Raw genomic sequence first — 23,740 nt, forward strand, 5'->3', positions numbered from 1 at the left:
CGCTCGGGGTGACACAGTACAGTTCGGATCACAGTCGTCACGGCGGACGGGTACGGGTCTGCCTGGGTTCAGGTATTCGGGGGAGGCACCGTGGACCGTTCGCGCGTCACAAGCTGGCCGTTGGCACATCGCGTTTCGGCGACCGAGGTCGTTGTCGCGCAAATTGTGGGAGTTCTGGCCGGGGCACTGGCCTCGGTGTGCGGAGTGGTGTGGTGGTGCGCCGTCATACTCGCCGTCGTCGTCGCGCTCCTGGCGGTCGTACCCATCGGCGGGTGGTCGACCCTGGTCTGGGCGCGAACGGCGTTGCGCTACTTCACGACACCGAAGGTCCCGCGCTCCCGCACCGTCAGTTTCGCCGGTCCGACAGGACAGTCCGTCGGTTTGCGGTGGGACGGCGCAAGCGTGGTCGCGGTGGTCGAGGTCCTTCCGCCGGCGGGAAGCCTGACCCAGATCACCCGGGACGGCTTCCAGTCGACGCACGACCTTCCCACCGAGGCGCTCATAGGATGCATTGTCCAGCACGATATCTCGCTCAGCGGCATCGATATCGTCAGCCATGGGTATCGCGCCGCCGCGGGCACGCCGGCCACCGATGTCTACGACCGCCTGGTCGGTCCCCTTCCCGCGACAGCCACCCGGACGGTGTGGGTCGCCCTCCGATTCGACGCGACCGGCAGTGTCGAGGCCGTCGCGCGCCGCGGCGGTGGTGAGCACGGCGCCTCTCGCGCCATTACCATCGCGGCAAGTCGCGTCGTACGCGCACTCGCCGACGCGGGATGCCGGGCCCGAATTCTCACAGCACCCGAGATCGATTCCGCAGCACTAGCCGTCAGCCGCGGTGTCGACCCGAGATCTCTCACTCAGACGTGGAAGCATGCTCTGTTGCCGGGGGTATGCAATACCGGATACAGCGTCGATCCGCGCTTTCTCTCCAAAGATTTGCTCGCGAAACTGTGGGTGCCGTCCAGTCTCGGCACCACCGTGACCATTCGGCTACGACCGAGCGCCAACGACGGGCAGGTACTGATCGGCGCCGGATGTCGGATCACCACCCGGACGATGCCGGAACCATTCGCTGTGCACGGGCTCGTCTCGATGCGAGGCCGCCACAAAGAAAGTTTGCTGTCCAATCTTCCTGTGGCAGTGTCTGATCTGAACGCTGTGATGCCTATGGCCGATGTGCCGGTCGACGCAGTGCGACACCTGCAGTTGCCGCCGGCGGGGTGTGGCCAGTTGATCGGATCCGACGACTACGGTCATGGGATAACAGCACGCATCTTCGGCCCGGGCGTCGGCATGGTGTACGTCGCGGGCGAGTTGTACCTCGCCCAGCAACTCGTGTTCCGTGCCGTCGCCACTGGGGCCCGGGTCCTCATCCAGACAGATCGGCCCGATGCATGGTCGTCCCTGATCGACTCGATCGCCACGCCCGACCGCCTGCGCGTCGCGGGACATTCCCAATCCGACAACAGGTTCAACACCGTAGTGTTCGACGGTGTCGAAGCTTCGACCCCGCGGGCCGGCGTCACTGCTCTCTACCTTTATGCCGAGCCCAGCCAGTGGCCGGGCGCCGAACCCGACCTGTCCATTGTCCAGCCGAGCGCGATGGGTGATCGGATTCTCCTGTCGACCGGCGGGACGAGTATCGAGTTGATGCTGGTCACCATTTCCTCCGAAACGGCATTCATCGGACGGCCCCGCGCGGTAGACGATTACCAGCCGGCCTACCAGTCCTAACCGGGGTAGCTCTCGGTCGCACGCTGGAGTCGCACAGCACGGGCCCACCAGACCAACTGCGCGAGCATCCGATCCGCCGAGTCGACGGCGGCGCCATCAGTGGTGCGACCGTTGTCGTCGAACTTCTTGCGCACTTGGTGGAAGCTCACACTTTGACGCACCGAAACCATGTGTAATTCCGCCACGACCTGGCGCAGTTGCTCGGTCGCACGCAAGCCGCCCGACACTCCCCCATACGACACGAAGCCGATGGGCTTTGCGCGCCACTCATGTTTCACACTGTCGAATGCGGTCTTCAAGGCGGCCGGATACCCATGGTTGTACTCGGATGTGACGGCCACGAATCCGTGGGCGCGCCCCACCCGTGCCCGGAACGCGTCGGTGGCGGGAGAATCGTCGAGGTTCTGAGGCAGCGAGGTTTCGAGCAAGTCGATGACGCCCAGTTCCACGTGAGGATATGTGCGAGCGCGTTCGACGAACCAGTTCGCCACGACGGGGGCAATGCGCCCGACCCTGGTCGATCCGATGATGAGTTCTAACCGGACCGGCTCGATTTCGCTCATCAGGAAACGAGCTGCCCGGCAAGTTCGGCCGCGTGATCGAAATTCTCGGCGAGGTGGGTATCCGGGAAACTGCTCAGATAGTCGCCATGAATTCTGGACACCTTCTTGTTGGCATTGTCGACCAGGACGACAGGCTTGCCCATCAGTACGGCAAGGATTCCCGCATGCAGCCGATCGGTGACCACGAGCCGCCCCTGCGACAAGATCGCCACTGCATTGTCGACCACCATGTCCGCTTGCCAGTCGAAGGCACGGCGCGTCAGCGGGTACATACGGGACCGAACACCCGGCAGCTTGTTCAGTAGCAGAAGTCCGAGCGTCGTGGGCCACCACTGGGCGTTGTCGGCGGCACTGACGTGCCAATCCGTCATGTACGCCGACGCGAGTGAGGCCGGAAGGCTCTTCGCGGACTGAACGGATTCGGGGTCGCGGCGTTTGAGAAGCACGATATCGCGCGTGGGTTCGGCGGAGGGCGCGATCCTTCCGACTCCCAATGCTGCATCGGCACAGAAGACGACGGTGTTCTCGGGAAATAGTTCACGGGCTAGTTCATAGCCGCGCCGGTCCCGCATCAGCAAAGTGAGATCGGGATGCTGCGCATAGATTCGCTGCGCCCTCGCCAGCGCTGCGTCGTCGTGGAACTCGATGGTCTGTGGCATCTGAACGATTTTTCGTTCCGGATGCTCCGCGATCACGCGCTCACGGAACTTTTGGTAGCCGAACCATCGATCGCCGAAATTCCCGCCGCCATTCAACAGCAACGGTCCTTCGGGAACACACGCGGACAGAACCTTCGTGTCATAGGTGTGCAGCGCGCAGACGTAATCCACGCTCGCACCCATCCTGGCCAGATAGCTGAGCGTCCCCTGGTAGATCAGAAGGTCACCCGCGTTGAAATGCGCCGGATAGTCGAGGAGAGCGACCGACTGTCCATGCTGCACAGTGGGTGCGAGCGCAGCGATGGTTGCTCGTTGCAGATCGTCCAAAGGGTCGTTCATGAAATCCTCACGGCTGGGAACTTCCTCGGGGCATCCTGCACGTTACTGCACCATCGCGATACCCGCCGGTATACGAACGACGCCTAGCCACGCTGCTGACACCTATCCCTTCGTCATACCCAGCCAGCGTCGGGTGATTCCACCGAGAACCTTGTCCCGCGTACGCCCTCGCCGAATGGCGCGCTCGAGTGCCGTCTCCAACTCCAGGTCCCGGACCCGGGACTCTCGTAACGCGTTCAGATTTTCCAGGGCGAAGAGCGTGCCGGTGCCGCTGAGCGACAGACGGTTCACTGCCTCCGGTGTCACACGGTGAGGGAGAGTGCGGGATGCGCCGTCGGCGGCACGAAGGCTGACCATTGTGCGAACACACTTCTCACACCGGCCACAGTTGAACTTGCCGTCACGGTTCTTCCAGCAGACCCTCAGATTGTCCATCGCGACGTCGTTTCGCGCGAGGAACGCAATTTTCTCCGTCCGCGTCAACGACGTGCCGTAGTGCTCCAGCCGCACCGCACTACTCGACCACAACGGGTCCAGATCCGGATGCGTACCCCAGGGATGCAGATCAGCCTCCTGAAAGGAGGACGGAATGAGCGCGGTGTGGATGTGATCCGACAACGAGTGCGCGACGGTCGCCAGCGCTGCTCCGTGATAGTCGGTGCCCCACAGACACCTCGCCTTGTCCGAGAGCTGCCTGAGATTCGTCCTGACGACGACAAGCGTCTTGCCGAGCGCATCCGCCGCGTTTCGCGCTCCCGCCTCCGCCTTCGCCGCCAACTCGACATCCGAAAGCTTGATGTCGAACCCGTGAACGAAAATCAGATGCGTAATGCGTTCGCTCGCTGCGATTGCCGAGTGAAAGGAGTCGACACCTCCACTGAAGAAGCAACCCACTCCCCGCTGCGAACCAGCATCCGACCCGGCTACCTCGTCTGCCTCCACCCTTACCGACGAATACCGTCTCGGGTACCAATCGCGCAGAATCCGCTGAGCATGCGGAAGATTCGACAACGCGAGAGCGTCGACTGGATCCGAGAAGATCAGATCGGAATGAAGACGCATCGCGACAACCGACAGCGCAGGGAGCCACGGTGTGGCCGATCTATCGACGTCGACGTTCGCGTCGACGTGCAACTCGAACGGCCCCTTGGGGGTCGTAACCCCGACCTTGGCTGTGCGGCTGCGTGCATCCTCCACTCGAACACGAATTTCTGATGGCATGATGCGGATTCTTGCACAGCCCGATTGGCTTCGTCGGCCGCGAGTTTTTCCGCCTCAGTCAGTCGCCACAGCAACCTTCGGGCAGAGTGCGAAGGTCACGGGTGACTTCATTGCGCGCCGCAAGATCGGCGTCGTCGGGATAGTCGACCCGAACCAGCGACAGACCGTGCGCGGGTGCCACCAGGATCGAACTTGCCCTCGACCGCTCTCGCAGCAACTCGTCCACCCACCCGAGGTCGCGGCGGCCCTCCCCCACGGCGAGTACGGCACCGACGAGGCTGCGAACCATCGACCAGCAAAAGGCATCGGCGCTGACGAATGCGGTGAAGATCTCCTCGTCACGTTCCCAGTCGAAGCGTTGCAGATCGCGAACGGTGGTGGCCCCTTCTCTGCGCTTGCAGAACGCGGCGAAGTCGTGCAGCCCTATCAGTCTGGCGGACGCCGAGCGCATTACGTCGAGGTCGAGCACCTTCGGATGCGACACGATGTCGCGGGCACGCAGGGGATCCGCTCCGTACTCCGCGGTGGTCAGGCGGTACTCGTAGTGTCGGCGCATCGCCGAGAATCGCGCGTCGAAATGCTGCGGCGCACGTGAGATGCGGGTGATTCGTACATCTTTCGGAAGGAAGCGGGCGAGTCTGCGGACGAGTCGGGAGGGATCGTCCGGCAGCGACTCGGCGGGAACGTCGACGTGCGCGACCTGACCTGCCGCGTGGACCCCTGCGTCGGTTCGTCCCGCCACCGTCAGTTGCAGGGGGGTACGCAGGACGGCTCCGAGTTTCTCCTCGATTTCCCCGCAGACCGTGCGCAGCCCGTTCTGGCGAGCCCACCCGGAAAACTCGGTTCCGTCGTAGGCGATGTCCAGCCGCAATCGAACGAGCCCGTCGCCCCGAGAGGGGGTGACGGGCTCGTTCGATTCAGCGTGTGCCGAAACCAAGTGGACTAGTCCTTCTTGGCCTCGTCGGCCTCTGTCGCATCTGCGGCGGTGGCGGACTCGTCTTCGATGGCGTCGACGACGGCGTCAGCGTTCGCGACCTCGGCGGCGGTGGCCTCGGCCTCGACTGCGTCGACAACGTTCTCGTCCGACGCGGCGGGGGCCGCGACCGGAGCATCCTTCGACGCCTTCACGCGACGTGCGCGGTCGGCCTCGGAGGTGACGGTCTTTTCCTTGACGAGCTCGATGATGGCCATCGGAGCGTTGTCACCCTTGCGGGGAACCGTCTTGATGATGCGGGTGTATCCACCGTCACGGTCCGCGTAGAACGGGCCGATCTCAGCGAACAAGGTGTGTACGACATCCTTGTTGCGGATGACCTTGAGAACCTCGCGGCGGTGCGCCAGGGTTCCCGCCTTGGCGTGCGTCACGAGCTTCTCGGCGTACGGCCGCAGGGCCTTCGCCTTGGACTCGGTGGTGGTGATGCGACCGTGCTCGAAGAGCGCGGTAGCCAGATTGGCGAAAATCGCCTTCTGGTGCGAAGCCGACCCGCCGAAGCGGGCACCCTTCTTGGGCTTGGGCATGATGATCTCCTAGTAAAGGACCGGAAGCGGCTACAGCTGTTCGGTCTCGGCGTAGTCCTCGGTACCGTCGGCATCGCCGAAGGAACCGGCATCCGTGTCACTCCACGTTCCGGTGGCGGCGTCGTAACCGGCAACGGTGGTGGGATCGAAGGACGCGGGGCTGTCCTTGAGGGACAAGCCCAGCGAATGCAGCTTGACCTTCACCTCGTCGATGGACTTCTGTCCGAAGTTGCGGATGTCGAGCAGGTCGGACTCGGTACGGCCGACAAGCTCACCGACGGTGTGAACACCTTCGCGCTTGAGGCAGTTGTAGGAACGGACGGTGAGGTCCAGGTCCTCGATGGGCAGTCCGAAGGAAGCGATGTGATCGGCCTCGGCGGGCGAGGGTCCGATCTCGATGCCTTCTGCTTCGACGTTCAGCTCACGGGCCAGGCCGAAGAGCTCAACCAGGGTCTTGCCCGCAGAAGCGAGCGCGTCCCGAGCGGTGATGGAGTTCTTGGTTTCCACATCGAGCACGAGCCGATCGAAGTCGGTGCGCTGCTCGACGCGGGTGGCCTCCACCTTGTAGGTGACCTTGAGCACCGGCGAGTAGATCGAGTCGACCGGGATGCGGCCGATCTCTGCGCCGGACGCCTTGTTCTGGACGGCGGGGACGTAGCCGCGACCGCGCTCGACGACGAGCTCGATCTCCAGCTTTCCCTTGTCGTTCAGGGTGGCGATGTGCAGATCCGGGTTGTTCACGGTGACGCCGGCCGGGGGCACGATGTCGCCTGCGGTCACAGCGCCGGGGCCCTGCTTACGGACGTACATGGTGACCGGCTCGTCCTCTTCGGAGCTCACGACGAGGCCCTTGAGGTTCAGGATGATGTCGGTGACGTCTTCCTTCACACCGGGGACCGTGGTGAACTCGTGCAGAACGCCGTCGATGCGGATGCTGGTGACAGCAGCGCCGGGGATCGAAGACAGCAGCGTGCGGCGGAGCGAATTGCCGAGGGTGTACCCGAAACCTGGCTCGAGGGGCTCGATGACGAACTTCGAGCGGTTGTCAGCGATGACCTCTTCGGTCAGCGTGGGTCGCTGAGAAATGAGCATTGGATTTCCTCCTGTACGGGCGTCCGCTATTTGACGCCCACGATGGGAAAGGCACTGCGCGCCCGTGCGCCTTTCTGGTAGTGGGAACTACCAGAAAGGCGCACGGGCCGGAGGCCTTACTTCGAGTAGTACTCGACGATCAGCTGTTCCTGCAGCGGGACATCGATCTGCGCACGCTCGGGAAGCTGGTGAACCAGGATCCGGAGCCGTCCGCCGACAACCTGCAGCCAACCCGGGATCGGGCGATCGCCCTGGGTCTCACGCGCCACCTGGAAAGGAAGCGTCGACAGCGACTTCTCCTTGACATCGATGATGTCGTACTGCGAGACGCGGTAGCTGGGGATGTCGACCTTCTTGTTGTTCACAAGGAGGTGACCGTGCGTGACCAGCTGACGTGCCTGGCGGCGGGTGCGAGCCAGTCCGGCGCGGTACACGACGTTGTCGAGACGCGACTCCAGGATGCGGAGCAGGTTCTCACCGGTCTTACCGGGGCGGTTGTTCGCCTCCTGGTAGTAACGACGGAACTGCTTCTCCATGACGCCGTAGGTGAAGCGAGCCTTCTGCTTCTCCTGCAGCTGGAGCAGGTACTCGCTCTCCTTGATCCGCGCACGGCCGTGCTGGCCCGGCGGGTAGGGACGACGCTCGAACGCCTGGTCGCCTCCGACGAGGTCGACGCGCAGACGACGCGACTTGCGGGTGATGGGTCCGGTATAACGTGCCATTTTTTTCTACCTATCCTTCCCGCTAGACCCGACGCCGCTTGGGCGGACGGCAGCCGTTGTGGGGCTGGGGGGTGACATCGGAGATGGTGCCGACCTCGAGGCCTGCAGCCTGAAGCGAGCGGATCGCGGTCTCACGGCCGGAGCCGGGTCCCTTGACGAAGACGTCGACCTTCTTGACACCGTGCTCCTGCGCCTTGCGGGCTGCGTTCTCTGCAGCGAGCTGAGCGGCGAACGGGGTCGACTTACGCGATCCCTTGAAGCCGACGTGTCCCGAGGACGCCCAGGAAATGACATTTCCGGCGGGGTCCGTGATGGACACGATGGTGTTGTTGAAGGTGCTCTTGATGTGAGCGGCGCCGTGCGGGACGTTCTTCTTGTCCCTGCGACGCGTCTTCTGGGTCTTCTTCGGACCGGTGCTACGTGACTTGGGGGGCATTACTTCGCCTTCTTCTTGCCGGCAATGGTGCGCTTGGGGCCCTTACGGGTGCGGGCGTTGGTCTTGGTGCGCTGACCACGCACGGGCAAGCCACGGCGGTGGCGCAACCCCTGGTAGGCACCGATCTCGATCTTGCGCCGGATGTCGGCCTGGACCTCGCGGCGAAGGTCACCCTCGACCTTCAGCGACTCCTCGATGTACTCGCGGAGCTTGGCCAGATCCTCGTCCGAGAGATCCTTGCTCCGCAGATCCGGGTTGACGCCGGTGGCGCCCAGGATCTCCTTGGAGCGGGTACGGCCGATGCCGTAGATGTAGGTGAGTGCGATCTCCATCCGCTTTTCGCGGGGCAGATCGACACCTGCTAGACGTGCCATGTGGCAGTTCCTATCGGTGAGCGGAGGTCTGCTCCCAGTCCATCCCCTGTGCCTCTTCAAACTCCGGCGGTCTCGCGACCGAAGGGGTCTCAACTAACTCAGTGGGGCCCCGGCCTCCGTGCCGGGGGTGGACCAGTACCTGCCGTGGGTGGTGAAACCCGGTGGCCGAAAGTACTGGCTGGTGCTGGGAGGTCATCTTTGCTTGTTGCCAAGCAGATCCTCGAAAAGCGGAGATCTAGCCCTGACGCTGCTTGTGACGCAGGTTCTCGCAGATCACCATGACCCGGCCGTTACGACGGATCACCTTGCACTTCTCGCAGATCTTCTTGACGCTCGGCTGAACCTTCACGTCTTCTGATCTCCTGTTTTGTGGCAGCCCACTACGCAGTTCCGCGGCGGACGTACTTCTCCCCGACCTGGTCAGAGCGGGGAAGCTTTTTACTTGTACCGGTAAACGATGCGTCCGCGCGACAGGTCGTAGGGCGAGAGCTCCACGACTACGCGATCTTCCGGGAGGATGCGAATGTAGTGCTGACGCATCTTTCCGCTGATGTGGGCGAGAACCTTGTGGCCGTTCTCGAGCTCAATGCGGAACATCGCATTGGGCAGCGGCTCGACTACTCGTCCCTCGACCTCGATGGCCCCGTCTTTCTTAGCCATATCCTCCGCGATCCATGTTGTTTGACGTGCTTCTTGCATCTGTTTCCGTTACCGTGGCGCCCAATGGCTTCTTCACCGGCCGAAACATGAACATTCCGGATCGAAACCGGCACTGAGCACGCAAACAACCGGCACGCATAGCGCACCGCTGATCCATGTTACGGGAAATTGCTTACCAGGCCAAATGCACTCGGCGAGGCGAAGGATGGTGTTGCGCGTGCGTGCGCTGGTGCAGAGAGTCTCGGCCGCATCCGTCCGGGTCGACGGAGTCGTGGTCGCACGCATCACTCCCCCGCCTGCCGGCCACGGACTTCTCGTCCTGGTCGGCGTCACCCACACGGATGACGCGGCGAAAGCAGCGCTCCTGGCAAAGAAGGTGTGGACGATGCGAATCCTGGAGGACGAGCAGTCGGCCGCCGACCTCGATGCCCCGATCCTCGTGGCCAGTCAGTTCACGCTGATGGCCGACACACGACGGGGGCGACGTCCCTCGTGGTCCGCGGCCGCGCCCCGGCCCGTGGCGGAGCCGCTGGTCGAATCCTTCACGGACGCGCTACGACAGCTGGGCGCGTCGGTCGATACGGGCGTGTTCGGCGAGCACATGCAGATCGATCTCGTCAACGACGGACCGGTCACGCTGCTGATCGACGTGTAGCGGCGCAGTCACTCCGGGCGCAGCGTGAGAATCCGCGGACCATCCTCGGTGACGGCCACGGTGTGCTCCCAGTGGGCAGCACGCGTACCGTCCGCGGTAACCACCGTCCAGTCGTCTTCCAGGACAACGGTGTCGGTGGTGCCGAGCGTCAACATCGGCTCGATCGCCAGCACGGATCCGACCACCAGCTGGGGACCCTTACCCGGAGCGCCCTCGTTGGCGAGGAACGGTTCCATGTGCATTTCCCGGCCAATCCCGTGCCCGCCGTAGCCGTCGACGATCCCGTACTTCCGGCCGTGTGTTACTTCCGCCGCGCGGGTTCCCAGCTCGATCGCATGGGAGATGTCGGTGAGACGGTTCCCGGGCAGCATGGCTGCAATTCCCGCGTCCATCGACAACCGCGTGGCTTCGCTCAGATCCTGATCAGCCTCGATGAGTTCGCCGACACCGAACGTCCAGGCCGAGTCACCATGCCACCCATCGAGAATTGCACCGCAGTCGATCGAGACGAGGTCTCCCTCGGCGAGGATGTCCTGCGCCGAGGGAATCCCGTGCACCACACGGTCATTGACGGACGAACATATCGATCCGGTGAACCCGTGGTACCCCTTGAACGACGGCACCGCACCTGCGTCGCGGATTACCGACTCGGCTACCTCGTCGAGTTCGAGCGTGCTCACACCAGGCTTGGCCGCATCACGCACCGCCACCAGCGCTGCACCGACGATGGCGCCCGCGGCCGCCATCGCATCGAGCTCACCGGCAGTCCGGAAGGGAACAACTTTGCGCTTGCGCCCGAAACCCATTTACTTGCCCAACGCTGCCAGTGCGCGCGAGTTGACTTCGTCGACCTCACCCAGTGCGTCGACGGTGAGCAGATCGTTCTTGTAGTAGTCGAGCAGCGGCGCCGTCTCCTCGCGGTATACCCGGAGCCGGTTGCGGATGACGTCTTCCTTGTCGTCGGCGCGACCACGCGCCAGCATCCGTTCCACGACGATGTCCTCGTCCGCCACGAACGAGAGAACGCCGTCGAGCTTGGTGTCCAGATCAGCCAGGATCGCCTCGAGTGCCTGCGCCTGATCGACCGTGCGCGGAAAACCGTCGAGAAGGAAACCGTTGGCGGCATCCGGCTCCGCGACGCGAGCCTTCACCATGTTGTTGGTGATTTCGCTGGGAACGAGATCTCCGGCGTCGAGGTACTTCTTCGCCTCGAGACCGAGCGGTGTCTCCTGGCCGATGTTCGCCCGGAACAGGTCGCCGGTCGAGATGTGCGGGACACCGAGCTTCTCGGAAAGAATCGCGGCCTGGGTGCCCTTGCCTGCACCGGGAGGACCAAGGAGGACAAGTCTCACTTGAGGAACCCTTCGTAGTTGCGTTGCATCAATTGACTTTCGATCTGCTTGACCGTGTCCAGGGCGACACTGACGAGGATCAGCACTGCCGCGCCACCGAAGATGCTGCTGGTGGTCTGGCTCCCGGACAGGAAGAAGTGGGGCAACACTGCGATCAGGCCGAGGTAGATGGACCCCGGGACCGTGATGCGGTTGAGCACGTAATTCAGGTAGTCCGCGGTGGGGCGCCCCGGTCGGATGCCGGGAATGAACCCACCGAACTTCTTCATCTCGTCGGCGCGCTCTTCCGGGTTGAACGTGATCGCGACGTAGAAGAACACGAAGAACACGATCAACGCGAAGTAGATGGTGATGTATACCGGATTGTTCGGGTTCACCAGATACTCGTTGATGATCCGCTGCCACCAGCTCGGATCTGCAGCCGACGTCGCCCCGGTGAGCTGCGCGATGAGGTTCGGCAGATACAGCAGAGACGACGCGAAGATCACCGGGATGATGCCGGCCTGGTTGACCTTCAGCGGCAGGTAGGTGGACGAACCGCCGTACATCTTGCGTCCGACCATGCGCTTGGCGTACTGGACGGGGATACGGCGCTGGCCCTGCTCGACGAAGACCACGCCGGCGATGATGGCCAGAGCGGCGACACAGATGATCGCGAAGATCAGCCCGCCGCGACTGTCGAGAATGGCCTTGCCCTCCGACGGCAGCCGGGATGCGATACCCGCGAAGATCAGCAGCGAGAAGCCGTTACCGACACCGCGTTCGGTGATGATCTCGCCGAACCACATGACGAGCGCGGCACCCGCCGTCATCACGAGGACGATGATGACGAGCCCGAAGATGCTCTTGTCGGCGATTATTTCTTCCTGACAGCCCTGCAACAGCTGACCGCGCGCTGCGAGCGCGACGATGCCGGTGGCCTGCAGAATCGCCAGCGCGATCGACAGATATCGGGTGTACTGCGTCATCTTCGCCTGGCCGGACTGGCCTTCCTTCCGAAGCTGCTCGAACTTCGGGATGACGACCGTCAACAGCTGAACGATGATGCTTGCCGTGATGTAGGGCATGATGCCGATCGCGAACACCGAGAGCTGGAGCAGGGCTCCACCGGAGAACAGGTTGATCAGCGAATAGATACCGGCGGAATCGCCGCCCGACAACTGGTCGACACAGGCTCGGACGTTGGCGTAGTCGACGCCGGGTGAGGGCAGCACGGCACCGACGCGGTAGAGCGCGACGAGGCCGAGCGCGATGAGGATCTTCCGCCTCAGGTCCGGGGTCCTGAGGGCCGAGACGAAGGCGGAAAGCAAAGATCCTCCTGGCACGACGGTGGGTGGACGAGTCACTGGGACTTTGTCCGTGAATGAACTCTAGAACTCTAACAGTGGCGACTGAACGTGCAGTTGGGAGACCTGGGGCCGACCCGGTGCACAGCGGCAAATGGCCGCAGTACAGCGCGAAGCTGTACTGCGGCCATCTACTGGCTAGCGGTGATTGCTCACAGCTCGGTGGCGGTACCACCGGCAGCAGCGATCTTCTCCTTGGCGGAGCCGGTGAACTTGTCGACCGTCACCTGGACGGCGACAGTCAGGTCGCCGTCGCCGAGAACCTTGACGAGCTGGTTCTTGCGAACGGCGCCCTTGGCAACGAGATCCTCGACCGTGACCTGCCCACCCTCGGGGAACAGACGGGCGATGTCGCCGACGTTGACGACCTGGTACTCGGTGCGGAACGGGTTGGTGAAGCCCTTGAGCTTGGGCAGACGCATATGCAGCGGCATCTGTCCACCCTCGAAGGCGACGGGCACGTTCTTGCGGGCCTTGGTGCCCTTGGTGCCGCGACCCGCAGTCTTACCGCGCTTGCCGCCCTCGCCTCGACCGACGCGGATCTTGGCTGACTTGGACCCGGGCGCGGGGCGCAGGTGATGCAGTTTGATGGTCATGGTTAGACCTCCTCAACTGTGACGAGGTGGCGCACCACGTTGATCAGACCGCGGTTCTGCGCATTGTCCTCGCGGACAACCGTCTGCCGGATGCCCTTGAGACCGAGGGTGCGCAGCGAGTTCCGCTGGTTCTGCTTGGTACCGATGGTGCTCTTGATCTGAGTGACCTTGAGTTCGGCCATTACTTCACGCTCCCAGCCTGTGCACGCGCACGCAGCATGCCGGCGGGGGCCACATCCTCGAGGGCGAGACCGCGACGAGCGGCAACTTCCTCGGGACGCTGCAGACCCTTGAGCGCAGCAACGGTCGCATGGACGACGTTGATGGCGTTGTCGCTACCGAGCGACTTCGACAGGATGTCGTGGATACCCGCGCACTCCAGCACGGCACGCACCGCGCCGCCGGCGATGACACCGGTACCGGCGCTCGCAGGACGCAGCATGACGATGCCGGCAGCGGCTTCACCCTGGATGGGGTGCGTGATGGTGCCGCCGATCATCGGAACGCGGAAGAAGCTCTTACGAGCCTCCTCGACACCCTTCTGGATGGCCGCAGGAACTTCCTTGGCCTTGCCGTAGCCGACGCCGACCAGTCCGTTGCCGTCGCCCACGATCACCAGTGCGGTGAAGCTGAAGCGACGACCACCCTTGACGACCTTCGACACGCGGTTGATCGTGACGACCCGCTCGATGTGGTTCGACTTCTCGGCTGACTGTCCGCCGCGACGATCGTCGCGACCGCCACCACGACGGTCGCCGCCGCCGCGGTTGTCCCCCGTGTTGGGTCCATTCTGTCCGGCGGGTCCGCTTCCGCCGTCACGCCTCTGACGTCCCGGCATCAGGCTGTCCTTCCGTTCGAAATGATGGTCATCAGAACTTCAACCCGCCTTCGCGAGCTGCGTCTGCCAGGGCCGCGATGCGACCGTGGTAGCCGTGTCCGCCGTGGTCGAAGACCACAGTCTCGACTCCGGCAGCCTTCGCGCGCTCGGCGATCAGCTGACCGACCTTCGCGCTGAGGGTCTTCTTGTCGCCGTCCGCAGCGCGCACGTTTGCCTCGGTGGTCGACGCCGCGGCCAGCGTGTGGCCCGCGAGGTCGTCCACCAGCTGGACGTGGATGTGGCGCGAGGACCGGTTGACGACCAAGCGGGGACGCTCGGGCGTGCCGGACACCTTCTTGCGGAGACGGAAGTGACGACGCACCTTCGACAGGCGACGCTTCGTGGACGCATCCTTGCCCAGCGGAATCCGCTTGGCTTTCTGGTTTGCAGTCTGGCTCATATCACTTACCCGTCTTTCCGACCTTGCGGCGGATCTGCTCACCCTCGTAACGCACGCCCTTGCCCTTGTACGGGTCCGGACGGCGGAGACGACGGATGTTGGCCGAGATCTGCCCGACCTTCTGCTTGTCGATGCCCGACACGGAGAACTTGGTGGGCGACTCGACCGCGAAGGTGATGCCTTCCGGAGCCTCGATCGGGACCGGGTGGCTGTATCCGAGCGCGAACTCGAGGTCCTTGCCCTTGAGAGCAACGCGGTAACCGACGCCGTGGATCTCCATTTTGGTGGTGTAACCGTCGGTCACACCGGTGACCAGGTTCTGCACCAGCGTGCGAGAAAGACCGTGCAGTGCACGGCTACGACGCTCGTCGTCCGGACGGGTGACGCTGAGCGTTCCGTCCTCGTTCTTCTCGATGGTGATCGGCTCTGCGATGGTGAGGCCGAGGGTGCCCTTCGGCCCCTTGACCGTGACGTCCTGGCCGTCGATCGACACGTCGACACCGGCGGGGACGGTAACGGGAATCTTTCCGATACGCGACATTGTGGTGGCCTCCCTTACCAGACGTAGGCGAGGACTTCCCCGCCCACTCCTTGATTGGCCGCCTGGCGATCGGTGAGCAGGCCGGTGGACGTGGAAATGATCGCCACGCCGAGGCCGCCCAGAACCTTGGGCAGGTTGGTGGACTTTGCGTACACACGCAGACCGGGCTTCGAGACACGACGCACGCCGGCAAGGCTGCGCTCACGGCTCGGGCCGTACTTGAGGTCGACGATGAGGGTCTTACCGACCTCGGCGTCCTCGGTGCGGTAGTCGGCGATGTAACCCTCACGCTTGAGGATCTCGGCGATGTTCGCCTTGATCTTCGAGTGGGGCAACTTCACCTCATCGTGGTACGCCGTGTTGGCGTTGCGCAGACGTGTCAAGAAGTCTGCGATGGGGTCGGTCATGGTCATGAGGTTGACCTCTACCTTTCTCACAACGGTTCCCTCTGCCGTGTCCGGCGCAGGCCTATCGCGAAGTAGGTCTTACGTTTCCCGGCCCGAGATTACGAACCGGAAGTCTGTGGTGGGTGACGTCATCGTCGAGGCGACGACGTCACCGGATCACCAGGAGCTCTTGTGAACGCCGGGCAGCTCGCCGGCGTGCGCCATCTCGCGGACGCAGATTCGGCACAGGCCGAACTTGCGGAACACCGAGTGCGGACGACCGCACCGCTGGCAGCGGGTGTAGGCGCGCACCGCGAACTTGGGCTTCTTGTTGGCCTTGTTGACCAATGCCTTCTTAGCCATTAGCTCAGTTCTCCTTGAACGGGAAGCCGAGGTGCTTGAGCAGGGCACGGCCTTCTTCGTTGTTGGTCGCGGTGGTCACCACGGTGATGTCCATGCCGCGCGGGCGGTCGATCTTGTCCACGTCGATCTCGTGGAACATCGACTGCTCGTTCAGGCCGAACGTGTAGTTGCCGTTGCCGTCGAACTGGGTTCCCGACAGGCCACGGAAGTCCCTGATGCGGGGAAGGGCCACGGACACGAGACGGTCCAGGAATTCCCACATGCGGTCGCCACGAAGCGTGACGCGGGCACCGATCGGCATGCCCTCGCGAAGCTTGAACTGCGCGATGGACTTACGTGCCTTGCGGATCTCGGGCTTCTGACCGGTGATCAGGGCGAGGTCGTTGACGGCACCGTTGATGAGCTTGGCGTCGCGGGCGGCGTCACCGACACCCATGTTGACGACGACCTTGACGACGCCCGGGATCTGCATCACGTTGGCGTAGTCGAATTCGCTGTTCAGCGCAGCCTTGATCTCTTCGCGGTAGCGAGTCTTCAGGCGCGGCTGGATCTTGTTCTCAGTGGAGGTCATGTCAGATGTCCTTCCCGTTCTTCCGGGAAATCCGAACGCGCTTGCCGGACTCTTCGTCGGTCCGGTAGCCCACGCGGGTGGGGTTGCCGTCCGAGTCGATGACCGCGACGTTGGAAACGTGGATCGGGGCTTCCTGCGTCACGATGCCGCCGGAGGAAGCTCCGCGCTCGTTCGCGGAAACCGCGGTGTGCTTCTTGATGCGGTTCACGCCTTCGACGAGGACCTTGTTGGTCGCGGGGTAGGCCTGAATGACCTTGCCCTTCGCGCCCTTGTCCTTGCCGGCGATGACCAGCACGGTGTCACCCTTGTGCACCTTCATCACAGCACCTCCGGGGCGAGCGAGACGATCTTCATGAACTTCTTCTCACGCAGCTCACGGCCGACGGGGCCGAAGATGCGGGTGCCACGGGGATCGTTGTCCGGCTTGATGAGGACGGCGGCGTTCTCGTCGAACTTGATGTACGACCCGTCCGGACGGCGACGTTCCTTCGTGGTGCGGACGATGACGGCCTTGACGACCTCGCCCTTCTTGATGTTTCCACCCGGGATGGCGTCCTTGACGGTGGCGACGATGATGTCACCGATCCCGGCGTAGCGGCGTGACGAACCACCGAGAACGCGGATGCAGAGAATCTCCTTGGCACCCGTGTTGTCGGCGACGCGCAGCCGCGACTCCTGCTGAATCACTTACTTCTCCTTGACCTGGTGTTTTCGACTGGAGCGACCAACTGGCGATCACTCTGTCGTGCACGGCAGATTTCCGACCCGACGTGCGCGGTCCGTACCCGTACCCTGCATGAGGCCGCCCTGACGGACGGCACAACGGTGGGGTTGCCGTGCATCTGTCGCAAGGCAACCCCACCATCATACTGGACACATTTTGTGGTTCTTACTTGGCCTTCTCGACGACCTCGACGAGGCGCCAGTGCTTCGTCGCGGACAGCGGACGGGTTTCCATCAGCTGCACGAGGTCACCGACACCGGCGACACCGTTCTCGTCGTGGGCCTTGACCTTGCTGGTCCGGCGGATGATCTTGCCGTAGAGCGGGTGCTTGACCCGGTCTTCGAGCTCGACCACGATCGTCTTCTCCATCTTGTCGGAGACGACGTATCCGGTGCGGACCTTGCGGCTTCCGCGCTCTGTAGTGCTCACTGCTTTTTCCTCACTCATGCCGCGTCACCTGCGTCCGGACCAACGGCCAGCCCGAGCTCACGCTCACGCAGAACGGTGTAGATACGCGCGATGTCGTGACGGACGGTCCGAAGCCGGCGGTTGTTGTCCATCTGGCCGGTGGCCATCTGGAAACGAAGGTTGAACAGCTCTTCCTTCGACTCACGAAGCCGGGTGACCAGCTCTTCTTCGGTGAGCTCGCGGAGCTCTGCGGCTGGGGTTCCAGTAGCCATCAGAACTGCTCCTCCCTTGTCACGATCCGGCACTTGCAGGGGAGCTTGTGCATCGCGCGACGCAGGGCCTCGCGTGCGATCTCCTCATTGGGGTAGCTCATCTCGAACATCACGCGACCAGGCTTGACGTTCGCGATCCACCACTCGGGGGAACCCTTACCGGAACCCATGCGGGTTTCGGCCGGCTTCTTGGTGAGGGGGCGATCCGGGAAGATGTTGATCCAGATCTTGCCGCCACGCTTGATGTGCCGGGTCATGGCGATACGAGCGGACTCGATCTGCCGGTTGGTGATGTAGGCAGGCTCGAGAGCCTGGATGCCGTAGTCACCGAAGGTCACCTGGGTTCCACCCTTGGCGGCACCCGAACGGCTCGGATGGTGCTGCTTGCGGTGCTTGACCCGCCGTGGGATCAACATGCGTCAGCCCTCCTTCTGTTCAGTCGTAGCGGGTGCATCGGCGGTGGCGGTCGCTGCGCGACCGGCCTCGGTGCTGGTCGCGGTGGTGCCGGTGGCACCGGAACGACGGGGGCGGCTCGGACGCTCACGCCGCGGACGATCGCCGGCGGGAGCAGCCACGTTGGCGGCGAGCTCACGCTTGCCACCGACGATGTCGCCCTTGTAGATCCAGACCTTCACGCCGATGCGGCCGAAGGTGGTCTTGGCCTCGTAGAGGCCGTAGTCGATGTCGGCGCGCAGCGTGTGCAGCGGGACGCGACCTTCGCGGTAGAACTCCGAGCGGGACATCTCGGCACCACCGAGACGACCGGAGCACTGGACCCGGATGCCCTTGACGTTCGGCTGACGCATGGCCGACTGGATGGCCTTACGCATGGCGCGACGGAAAGCGACGCGGTTCGAGAGCTGCTCGGCGACACCCTGGGCGACGAGCTGAGCCTCGGCCTCGGCGTTCTTGACCTCGAGGATGTTCAGCTGGACCTGCTTGCCGGTCAGCTTCTCGAGCTCGGAACGGATGCGGTCGGCCTCGGCGCCGCGGCGGCCGATGACGATGCCCGGACGCGCGGTGTGGATGTCCACACGCACACGGTCACGGGTGCGCTCGATCTCGACCTTCGCGATGCCCGCGCGCTCCATGCCGGTGGCGAGGAGCTTACGGATGGCGACGTCTTCCTTGACGTACTCCGCGTACTGCTTGTCTGCGTACCAGCGGGACTTCCAGTCGGTGGTGATGCCGAGTCGGAAGCCGTGCGGGTTGATTTTCTGGCCCACTACTGAGCACTTCCCTTCCGGCGATTACGGGTCGATGTTCCGGTCTTCGGCAGGCTCTCCACGATCACGGTGATGTGGCTCGTCCGCTTACGGATACGGAACGCACGTCCCTGTGCACGCGGCTGGAACCGCTTGAGGGTCGCGCCCTCGTCCACGTACGCCGTGGCAACGACAAGCGTGCTCGGGTCGAGGTCGAGGTTGTTCTCGGCGTTGGCTGCAGCGCTGGCGATCACCTTGGCGACCGGCTCGCTCGCTGCCTGCGGCGCGAACTTCAGGATGGAGAGGGCGTCTTCAACCGAACGCCCGCGGACCAGGTCCACAACTCGACGCGCCTTCATCGGCGTGACGCGCACGTGGCGCGCAACTGCCTTGGCGGTCGGGTTGGCGGTTTCGGTGTTGCTCATCGCCTCTTCGCCTTCCGATCATCCTTGATGTGACCCTTGAACGTGCGGGTCGGTGCAAACTCTCCGAGCTTGTGTCCGACCATCGAGTCGGAGACGAACACGGGGACGTGCTTGCGGCCGTCGTGAACCGCAAACGTGTGGCCGATGAAGTCCGGGATGATCGTGGAACGACGGGACCAGGTCTTGATGACCTGCTTGGTTCCCTTTTCGTTCTGCACGTCCACCTTCGCGAGGAGGTGGTCATCGACGAACGGGCCCTTCTTGAGGCTGCGTGGCATCCTTCACTCCCTCCTAGCGCTTGTTCTTGCCGGTACGGCGACGACGGACAATGAGCTTGTCACTCGCCTTGTTCTTGCGGGTGCGGCCTTCGGGCTTGCCCCACGGGCTGACCGGGTGGCGACCACCGGAGGTCTTACCCTCACCACCACCGTGCGGGTGGTCGACCGGGTTCATCACGACACCACGGACGGTCGGGCGCTTGCCCTTCCACCGCATACGGCCGGCCTTGCCCCAGTTGATGTTCGACTGTTCGGCGTTGCCGACCTCACCGATCGAGGCGCGGCAGCGAACGTCGACGCGACGGATTTCGCCGGACGGCATACGCAGCGTGGCGTAGGTGCCTTCCTTACCGAGCAGCTGGATGCTGGAACCAGCCGAGCGGGCCATCTTGGCGCCGCCACCGGGGCGGAGTTCGACGGCGTGGATGGTGGTACCCGTCGGGATGTTGCGCAGGGGCAGGTTGTTGCCGGGCTTGATGTCGGCGCCTGCACCGGATTCGACCGGCGCACCCTGGAACAGGCCCTTGGGGGCGATGATGTAGCGCTTCTCGCCATCTGCGTAGTGCAGCAGGGCGATACGCGCGGTGCGGTTGGGGTCGTACTCGATGTGCGCGACCTTGGCGGGCACGCCGTCCTTGTCGTTGCGACGGAAATCGATCAACCGGTAGGCGCGCTTGTGACCGCCGCCCTTGTGCCGGGTGGTGATACGACCGTGTGCGTTACGTCCACCGCGTCCGTGGAGCGGGCGAACCAGCGACTTCTCGGGGGTCGACCGAGTGATCTCGGCGAAGTCCGAGACGCTCGAGCCACGACGGCCCGGAGTTGTCGGCTTGTACTTACGGATTGCCATGAGTCTTCTCGTCCTCTATGTCTCGTCAAGTCCCGGCGCTTACGCGACCGGTCCTCCGAAGATCTCGATGGGCTTGCTGTCGGCCGAGAGGGTCACGAGCGCGCGCTTGGTGTCCTTGCGCTTGCCGTAACCGAACCGGGTCCGCTTGCGCTTGCCCTGACGGTTGGCGGTGTTGACGCTTGTCACGGTGACGCCGAAGATCTTCTCGACGGCAATCTTGATCTGCGTCTTGTTCGAGTCCGGGTGCACCAGGAAGGTGTAGGTGCCTTCCTCGATCAGTCCGTAGGACTTCTCGGAGATGACCGGGGCCAGCAGGATGTCGCGGGGGTCAGCGATGGTCGTCACTTGGCCTCCTCCTTGTTCTCTTCCTGGACGCTCTCGGCGGGCCCGTGGATGAACGTGTTGAGCGCCTCGACGCTGAACACGACGTCATCGCTGTTGAGCACGTCGTACGTGTTGAGCTGGTCGGGTGCGATGGGATGCACACCGTCCAGGTTCTGCACGCTCTTCCACGCCGCGATGTCTTCACGTCCGACGACGAGCAGGACCTTCTTGCGGTCCGAGATCTCGCCCAGGAACGTCTTGGCGCCCTTCGTCGAGGGAGTCTGACCGGCGACCAGCTCGGTGATCACGTGGATACGCTCGTTGCGCGCCCGGTCGGAGAGAGCTCCGCGCAGGGCGGCGGCCTTCATCTTCTTGGGCGTCCGCTGGCTGTAGTCGCGCGGCTGCGGGCCGTGGACGGTGCCACCACCGGCGAACTGCGGTGCACGGGTCGAGCCCTGACGAGCGCGGCCGGTGCCCTTCTGGCGGTACGGCTTCTTTCCACCGCCGCGAACCTCGCCGCGGGTCTTGGTGGAGTGGGTGCCCTGACGCGCAGCTGCGAGCTGAGCGACGACAACCTGGTGGAGAAGCGCGATGTTGGCAGGCGCGTCGAAAATCTCCGCGGGGAGATCGACGGTGCCGTTGGTCTTGCCGCCGGCGACCTTGACGTCCAGCGTCAGCTTGGTCGTCGATGTCTCGGTGCTGGTCATGCCCGTGCACCACCCTTCACTGCACTCTTGACGATCACGAGGCCACCCTTGCGGCCGGGGATCGCACCCTTGATCAGCAGCAGGCCGTTCTCGGCGTCCACCTTGTGGACCGAGAGGTTCTGCGTCGTGATGCGGTCGCTACCCATGCGGCCGGACATGCGCATGCCCTTGAACACGCGGCCCGGAGTGGCGCAGCCACCGATGGAACCGGGGCGACGGTGCACAGCCTGGGCGCCGTGCGAGGCGCCCTGGCCGGCGAAGCCGTGGCGCTTCATGGTTCCGGCGAAGCCCTTACCCTTGCTGGTTCCGGTGACGTCGACGTAGGCGCCGTCCTCGAAGACCTCGGCGGTAAGTTCCTGGCCGACCTCGTACTCCGAGGTGTCGGCAACGCGGAGCTCCACAACGTGGCGGCGCGGGGTGACGCCGGCCTTGGCGAACTGGCCGGAAGTCGGCTTGTTCACCTTGCGCGGGTCGATGGCGCCGAACGCGAGCTGCACGGCGCTGTAGCCGTCACGCTCTTCGGTACGAATCTGGGTCACGACGTTGGGCCCGGCCTTCACGACGGTGACCGGAACGACCCGGTTGTTCTCGTCGAAGACCTGGGTCATGCCGAGCTTCGTGCCCAGGATTCCCTTGATCTTGGTATCAGTCATTGTTTTTGTCTCCGCCGCGCTCACTGAATATTGACGTCGACGCTGGCCGGAAGGTCGATGCGCATGAGCGCGTCCACCGTCTTGGGCGTCGGGTCGAGGATGTCGATAAGCCGCTTGTGAGTACGCATCTCGAAGTGCTCGCGCGAGTCCTTGTACTTGTGCGGCGAGCGGATGACGCAGTACACGTTCTTTTCGGTCGGCAACGGCACGGGTCCAACGACGCGGGCCCCGGTACGGGTCACCGTCTCGACGATCTTGCGCGCTGACGCGTCGATCGCCTCATGGTCGTAGGCCTTGAGCCTGATGCGGATCTTCTGTCCCGCCACGCTTAGTGTCCTTTTCTTGCCGCGTTTCGTAGAACCACCCGAGTCGGGCCGAACTACCTCGTCGTCTGCACAGTCCTTACCTGGGCCGCAACTGTCCGAACGCTAGGCGACCGGGACGCACCCGATCCGCTGCCGCTGTTCATCTGTCATGGTTCTCCGGTACACGCGGTCGGGCGTGTCGCCCTCCCACTCATTCTCCGACCCGCAACTTTTCAGCTTTCGGGCCGGGAATTCGCACCGGATGCACTCGAAATCGAGTGCACAGTAGGTACTGCTTCCGTCTTGCATGGGCCGCGAACAGCTCTTTCGAACCGCTCGACGACGTTCTTCACCCCACCTGTTTCAGGCCGCAATAGATCGCGTCCCAGACAAGGCAACCCGACCAGTATGCCGTACGAGGCCCGAGACTTCAAACCGACCCGGACCGGTGCTGCAAGCCACGGAACTTACTTTCGAGTAAGGTGTCGGGATGACGACTTCGAGTCCTACCTTCGCCGCCTGGCAGAAGCTTCCGGACAACGCCTTCGGTCACACTCTCTTCTCTCTGGCGATGTGTGTACGCGTTCCCTACTTCGGCTCGGTGCTCCCCCGCGTCGTCGACATGCGCCCCGGACGCTGCGAGGTACACGCCCCGAAATGGTGGGGCGTGCGCAACCACCTCGGCACGTTTCACGCCATCGCGGCCTGCAACCTCGCCGAGGTCGCCATGGGCATGCTGTCCGAAGCGACCGTGCCGAGCACGCATCGATGGATTCCGAAGTCCATGACGGTCGACTACCTCGCCAAGGCGAACGGATCGCTGCGGGCAATCGCCGAACTACCGGAGCCGCCGGACTTTGCCACCATCACCGAGGGCGCTGAGCTGGTGGTGCCGGTACGCATCGTCGACCGCGCGGGGAACGAGGTGGTCCACGCCGACATCACGACGTGGGTGACACCCCGCAGTGCGGGACCGGAGACTTCCTAGCTCTCGGGCGAGCAGCCACGGTGAGCGCACCGACGCGGAAGCGGAGGTGGACGACGGCACGACGCATGTCGAAGCTCACATTTCGGCTCCGACCCCTCCGCGGCGGCGAATTGCCCTGCGGGAGTACCGCGGACACCGGGCCTGACATTCGCACACCATGGCCGTCGACGTGGAAGACGCCGATGTCGCGGCG

At 63.8% G+C, this 23,740-nt stretch carries 38 protein-coding genes; 3 read left to right on the forward strand and 35 right to left on the reverse strand.

The genetic code is table 11. The features are described 5' to 3' along the window. Positions 1–90 precede the first annotated feature (90 nt). A complete protein-coding gene (gene eccE / locus R4P95_RS25330) occupies positions 91–1,737 on the forward strand; it encodes a type VII secretion protein EccE (protein ID WP_317746926.1) in 1,647 nt (548 codons plus the stop codon). On the opposite strand, the gene R4P95_RS25335 is transcribed toward eccE, so the two are convergent. From R4P95_RS25335 to infA, 11 genes are all read right to left on the reverse strand, one after another. Continuing rightward, the gene (locus R4P95_RS25335; RefSeq protein WP_159925642.1) at positions 1,734–2,300 is read right to left on the reverse strand and encodes an NADPH-dependent FMN reductase; all 567 of its coding nucleotides are present in this window, start codon (positions 2,298–2,300) and stop codon (positions 1,734–1,736) included. The genes eccE and R4P95_RS25335 overlap by 4 nt on opposite strands. After that, complete coding sequence (locus R4P95_RS25340) at positions 2,300–3,298, reverse strand: polysaccharide pyruvyl transferase family protein (protein ID WP_317746927.1); 999 nt, start codon at positions 3,296–3,298, stop codon at positions 2,300–2,302. Before R4P95_RS25340 ends, R4P95_RS25335 begins: the two co-directional genes overlap by 1 nt. A gap of 102 nt (positions 3,299–3,400) precedes the next feature. After that, on the reverse strand, positions 3,401–4,519 hold the full coding sequence (locus R4P95_RS25345; RefSeq protein ID WP_317746928.1) for a hypothetical protein: 1,119 nt from the start codon (positions 4,517–4,519) through the stop codon (positions 3,401–3,403). 58 nt (positions 4,520–4,577) lie between these two features. Then, positions 4,578–5,390: a tRNA pseudouridine(38-40) synthase TruA gene (truA, locus tag R4P95_RS25350; protein WP_317746957.1), complete on the reverse strand. Its 813-nt coding sequence runs from the start codon at positions 5,388–5,390 to the stop codon at positions 4,578–4,580. Between the two features lie 71 nt (positions 5,391–5,461). Continuing rightward, entirely contained in the window at positions 5,462–6,037 is a 576-nt protein-coding gene (gene rplQ / locus R4P95_RS25355) for a 50S ribosomal protein L17 (protein ID WP_213577173.1), read from the reverse strand. Positions 6,038–6,067: 30 nt separating this feature from the next. After that, a complete protein-coding gene (locus tag R4P95_RS25360; protein WP_109331566.1) occupies positions 6,068–7,129 on the reverse strand; it encodes a DNA-directed RNA polymerase subunit alpha in 1,062 nt (353 codons plus the stop codon). A 116-nt stretch (positions 7,130–7,245) separates the two neighbouring features. Next, positions 7,246–7,851 (reverse strand): 30S ribosomal protein S4, encoded by a 606-nt coding sequence (gene rpsD / locus R4P95_RS25365; RefSeq protein ID WP_109331567.1) that lies wholly within the window; start codon positions 7,849–7,851, stop codon positions 7,246–7,248. Between the two features lie 22 nt (positions 7,852–7,873). After that, positions 7,874–8,287: a 30S ribosomal protein S11 gene (gene rpsK / locus R4P95_RS25370; protein ID WP_213577171.1), complete on the reverse strand. Its 414-nt coding sequence runs from the start codon at positions 8,285–8,287 to the stop codon at positions 7,874–7,876. Beyond that, on the reverse strand, positions 8,287–8,661 hold the full coding sequence (gene rpsM / locus R4P95_RS25375; RefSeq protein ID WP_109331568.1) for a 30S ribosomal protein S13: 375 nt from the start codon (positions 8,659–8,661) through the stop codon (positions 8,287–8,289). Before rpsM ends, rpsK begins: the two co-directional genes overlap by 1 nt. A gap of 235 nt (positions 8,662–8,896) precedes the next feature. Further along, a complete protein-coding gene (gene rpmJ, locus R4P95_RS25380) occupies positions 8,897–9,010 on the reverse strand; it encodes a 50S ribosomal protein L36 (protein ID WP_003938068.1) in 114 nt (37 codons plus the stop codon). An 89-nt stretch (positions 9,011–9,099) separates the two neighbouring features. Further along, positions 9,100–9,321 (reverse strand): translation initiation factor IF-1, encoded by a 222-nt coding sequence (infA, locus tag R4P95_RS25385; protein ID WP_003418601.1) that lies wholly within the window; start codon positions 9,319–9,321, stop codon positions 9,100–9,102. 217 nt (positions 9,322–9,538) lie between these two features. Between infA and dtd the strand changes: the two genes are divergently transcribed. Next, the gene (gene dtd / locus R4P95_RS25390) at positions 9,539–9,976 is read left to right on the forward strand and encodes a D-aminoacyl-tRNA deacylase (RefSeq protein WP_317746929.1); all 438 of its coding nucleotides are present in this window, start codon (positions 9,539–9,541) and stop codon (positions 9,974–9,976) included. 8 nt (positions 9,977–9,984) lie between these two features. Here the strand turns inward: dtd and map are convergent, their stop codons facing one another. The 24 genes from map to rpsJ form a co-directional block, all read right to left on the reverse strand. Then, positions 9,985–10,782, reverse strand: coding sequence for a type I methionyl aminopeptidase (gene map, locus R4P95_RS25395; protein WP_213577169.1), 798 nt, complete (start codon positions 10,780–10,782; stop codon positions 9,985–9,987). Then, a complete protein-coding gene (locus R4P95_RS25400) occupies positions 10,783–11,328 on the reverse strand; it encodes an adenylate kinase (protein WP_109331573.1) in 546 nt (181 codons plus the stop codon). Then, on the reverse strand, positions 11,325–12,638 hold the full coding sequence (gene secY, locus R4P95_RS25405) for a preprotein translocase subunit SecY (protein ID WP_213577168.1): 1,314 nt from the start codon (positions 12,636–12,638) through the stop codon (positions 11,325–11,327). Before secY ends, R4P95_RS25400 begins: the two co-directional genes overlap by 4 nt. Before the next feature lie 188 nt (positions 12,639–12,826). After that, on the reverse strand, positions 12,827–13,270 hold the full coding sequence (gene rplO / locus R4P95_RS25410; protein ID WP_109331575.1) for a 50S ribosomal protein L15: 444 nt from the start codon (positions 13,268–13,270) through the stop codon (positions 12,827–12,829). A gap of 2 nt (positions 13,271–13,272) precedes the next feature. Continuing rightward, the gene (gene rpmD, locus R4P95_RS25415; RefSeq protein WP_005253859.1) at positions 13,273–13,452 is read right to left on the reverse strand and encodes a 50S ribosomal protein L30; all 180 of its coding nucleotides are present in this window, start codon (positions 13,450–13,452) and stop codon (positions 13,273–13,275) included. After that, positions 13,452–14,108, reverse strand: a complete 657-nt coding sequence (rpsE, locus tag R4P95_RS25420; RefSeq protein ID WP_213577167.1) for a 30S ribosomal protein S5 — start codon at positions 14,106–14,108, stop codon at positions 13,452–13,454. Before rpsE ends, rpmD begins: the two co-directional genes overlap by 1 nt. Before the next feature lie 31 nt (positions 14,109–14,139). Further along, positions 14,140–14,547, reverse strand: a complete 408-nt coding sequence (rplR, locus tag R4P95_RS25425; protein ID WP_317746930.1) for a 50S ribosomal protein L18 — start codon at positions 14,545–14,547, stop codon at positions 14,140–14,142. Position 14,548: 1 nt separating this feature from the next. Further along, a complete protein-coding gene (rplF, locus tag R4P95_RS25430) occupies positions 14,549–15,088 on the reverse strand; it encodes a 50S ribosomal protein L6 (RefSeq protein ID WP_109331583.1) in 540 nt (179 codons plus the stop codon). Between the two features lie 14 nt (positions 15,089–15,102). Then, positions 15,103–15,501, reverse strand: coding sequence for a 30S ribosomal protein S8 (gene rpsH, locus R4P95_RS25435; protein ID WP_005239657.1), 399 nt, complete (start codon positions 15,499–15,501; stop codon positions 15,103–15,105). Between the two features lie 150 nt (positions 15,502–15,651). Next, positions 15,652–15,837 (reverse strand): type Z 30S ribosomal protein S14, encoded by a 186-nt coding sequence (locus R4P95_RS25440; protein ID WP_005239644.1) that lies wholly within the window; start codon positions 15,835–15,837, stop codon positions 15,652–15,654. 4 nt (positions 15,838–15,841) lie between these two features. Continuing rightward, a complete protein-coding gene (gene rplE, locus R4P95_RS25445; RefSeq protein ID WP_109331587.1) occupies positions 15,842–16,408 on the reverse strand; it encodes a 50S ribosomal protein L5 in 567 nt (188 codons plus the stop codon). Position 16,409: 1 nt separating this feature from the next. Continuing rightward, complete coding sequence (gene rplX, locus R4P95_RS25450; protein WP_109331588.1) at positions 16,410–16,727, reverse strand: 50S ribosomal protein L24; 318 nt, start codon at positions 16,725–16,727, stop codon at positions 16,410–16,412. Then, positions 16,727–17,095: a 50S ribosomal protein L14 gene (rplN, locus tag R4P95_RS25455; protein WP_005239639.1), complete on the reverse strand. Its 369-nt coding sequence runs from the start codon at positions 17,093–17,095 to the stop codon at positions 16,727–16,729. The genes rplX and rplN overlap by 1 nt, the downstream gene beginning before the upstream one ends. A gap of 202 nt (positions 17,096–17,297) precedes the next feature. Continuing rightward, positions 17,298–17,579 (reverse strand): 30S ribosomal protein S17, encoded by a 282-nt coding sequence (gene rpsQ, locus R4P95_RS25460; protein ID WP_109331594.1) that lies wholly within the window; start codon positions 17,577–17,579, stop codon positions 17,298–17,300. Beyond that, entirely contained in the window at positions 17,576–17,812 is a 237-nt protein-coding gene (gene rpmC, locus R4P95_RS25465; protein ID WP_109331597.1) for a 50S ribosomal protein L29, read from the reverse strand. The genes rpsQ and rpmC overlap by 4 nt, the downstream gene beginning before the upstream one ends. After that, positions 17,812–18,228, reverse strand: a complete 417-nt coding sequence (gene rplP, locus R4P95_RS25470; protein WP_005239636.1) for a 50S ribosomal protein L16 — start codon at positions 18,226–18,228, stop codon at positions 17,812–17,814. Before rplP ends, rpmC begins: the two co-directional genes overlap by 1 nt. 3 nt (positions 18,229–18,231) lie before the next feature. Next, entirely contained in the window at positions 18,232–19,038 is an 807-nt protein-coding gene (rpsC, locus tag R4P95_RS25475; protein ID WP_005239635.1) for a 30S ribosomal protein S3, read from the reverse strand. Next, positions 19,038–19,442 (reverse strand): 50S ribosomal protein L22, encoded by a 405-nt coding sequence (rplV, locus tag R4P95_RS25480; RefSeq protein ID WP_213577165.1) that lies wholly within the window; start codon positions 19,440–19,442, stop codon positions 19,038–19,040. Before rplV ends, rpsC begins: the two co-directional genes overlap by 1 nt. Further along, entirely contained in the window at positions 19,439–19,720 is a 282-nt protein-coding gene (gene rpsS / locus R4P95_RS25485; RefSeq protein WP_003940820.1) for a 30S ribosomal protein S19, read from the reverse strand. Before rpsS ends, rplV begins: the two co-directional genes overlap by 4 nt. 13 nt (positions 19,721–19,733) lie before the next feature. Beyond that, positions 19,734–20,570 carry a 50S ribosomal protein L2 gene (gene rplB / locus R4P95_RS25490; protein ID WP_015889918.1) on the reverse strand — a complete coding sequence of 279 codons (837 nt, stop codon included), beginning with the start codon at positions 20,568–20,570 and terminating at the stop codon, positions 19,734–19,736. Positions 20,571–20,609: 39 nt separating this feature from the next. Further along, the gene (rplW, locus tag R4P95_RS25495; protein WP_109331599.1) at positions 20,610–20,915 is read right to left on the reverse strand and encodes a 50S ribosomal protein L23; all 306 of its coding nucleotides are present in this window, start codon (positions 20,913–20,915) and stop codon (positions 20,610–20,612) included. Continuing rightward, positions 20,912–21,601 carry a 50S ribosomal protein L4 gene (rplD, locus tag R4P95_RS25500; protein ID WP_213577164.1) on the reverse strand — a complete coding sequence of 230 codons (690 nt, stop codon included), beginning with the start codon at positions 21,599–21,601 and terminating at the stop codon, positions 20,912–20,914. The genes rplW and rplD overlap by 4 nt, the downstream gene beginning before the upstream one ends. After that, positions 21,598–22,254 (reverse strand): 50S ribosomal protein L3, encoded by a 657-nt coding sequence (gene rplC / locus R4P95_RS25505; protein WP_009479366.1) that lies wholly within the window; start codon positions 22,252–22,254, stop codon positions 21,598–21,600. Before rplC ends, rplD begins: the two co-directional genes overlap by 4 nt. Positions 22,255–22,274: 20 nt before the next feature. Then, positions 22,275–22,580: a 30S ribosomal protein S10 gene (gene rpsJ / locus R4P95_RS25510; protein ID WP_003938093.1), complete on the reverse strand. Its 306-nt coding sequence runs from the start codon at positions 22,578–22,580 to the stop codon at positions 22,275–22,277. A 469-nt stretch (positions 22,581–23,049) separates the two neighbouring features. Between rpsJ and R4P95_RS25515 the strand changes: the two genes are divergently transcribed. Next, complete coding sequence (locus tag R4P95_RS25515; protein ID WP_213577163.1) at positions 23,050–23,547, forward strand: hotdog fold domain-containing protein; 498 nt, start codon at positions 23,050–23,052, stop codon at positions 23,545–23,547. Positions 23,548–23,740: the final 193 nt, after the last annotated feature.

Source organism: Rhodococcus sp. IEGM 27, assembly GCF_033142305.1.
GTDB classification, from domain to species: Bacteria; Actinomycetota; Actinomycetes; order Mycobacteriales; family Mycobacteriaceae; genus Rhodococcus_F; species Rhodococcus_F oxybenzonivorans.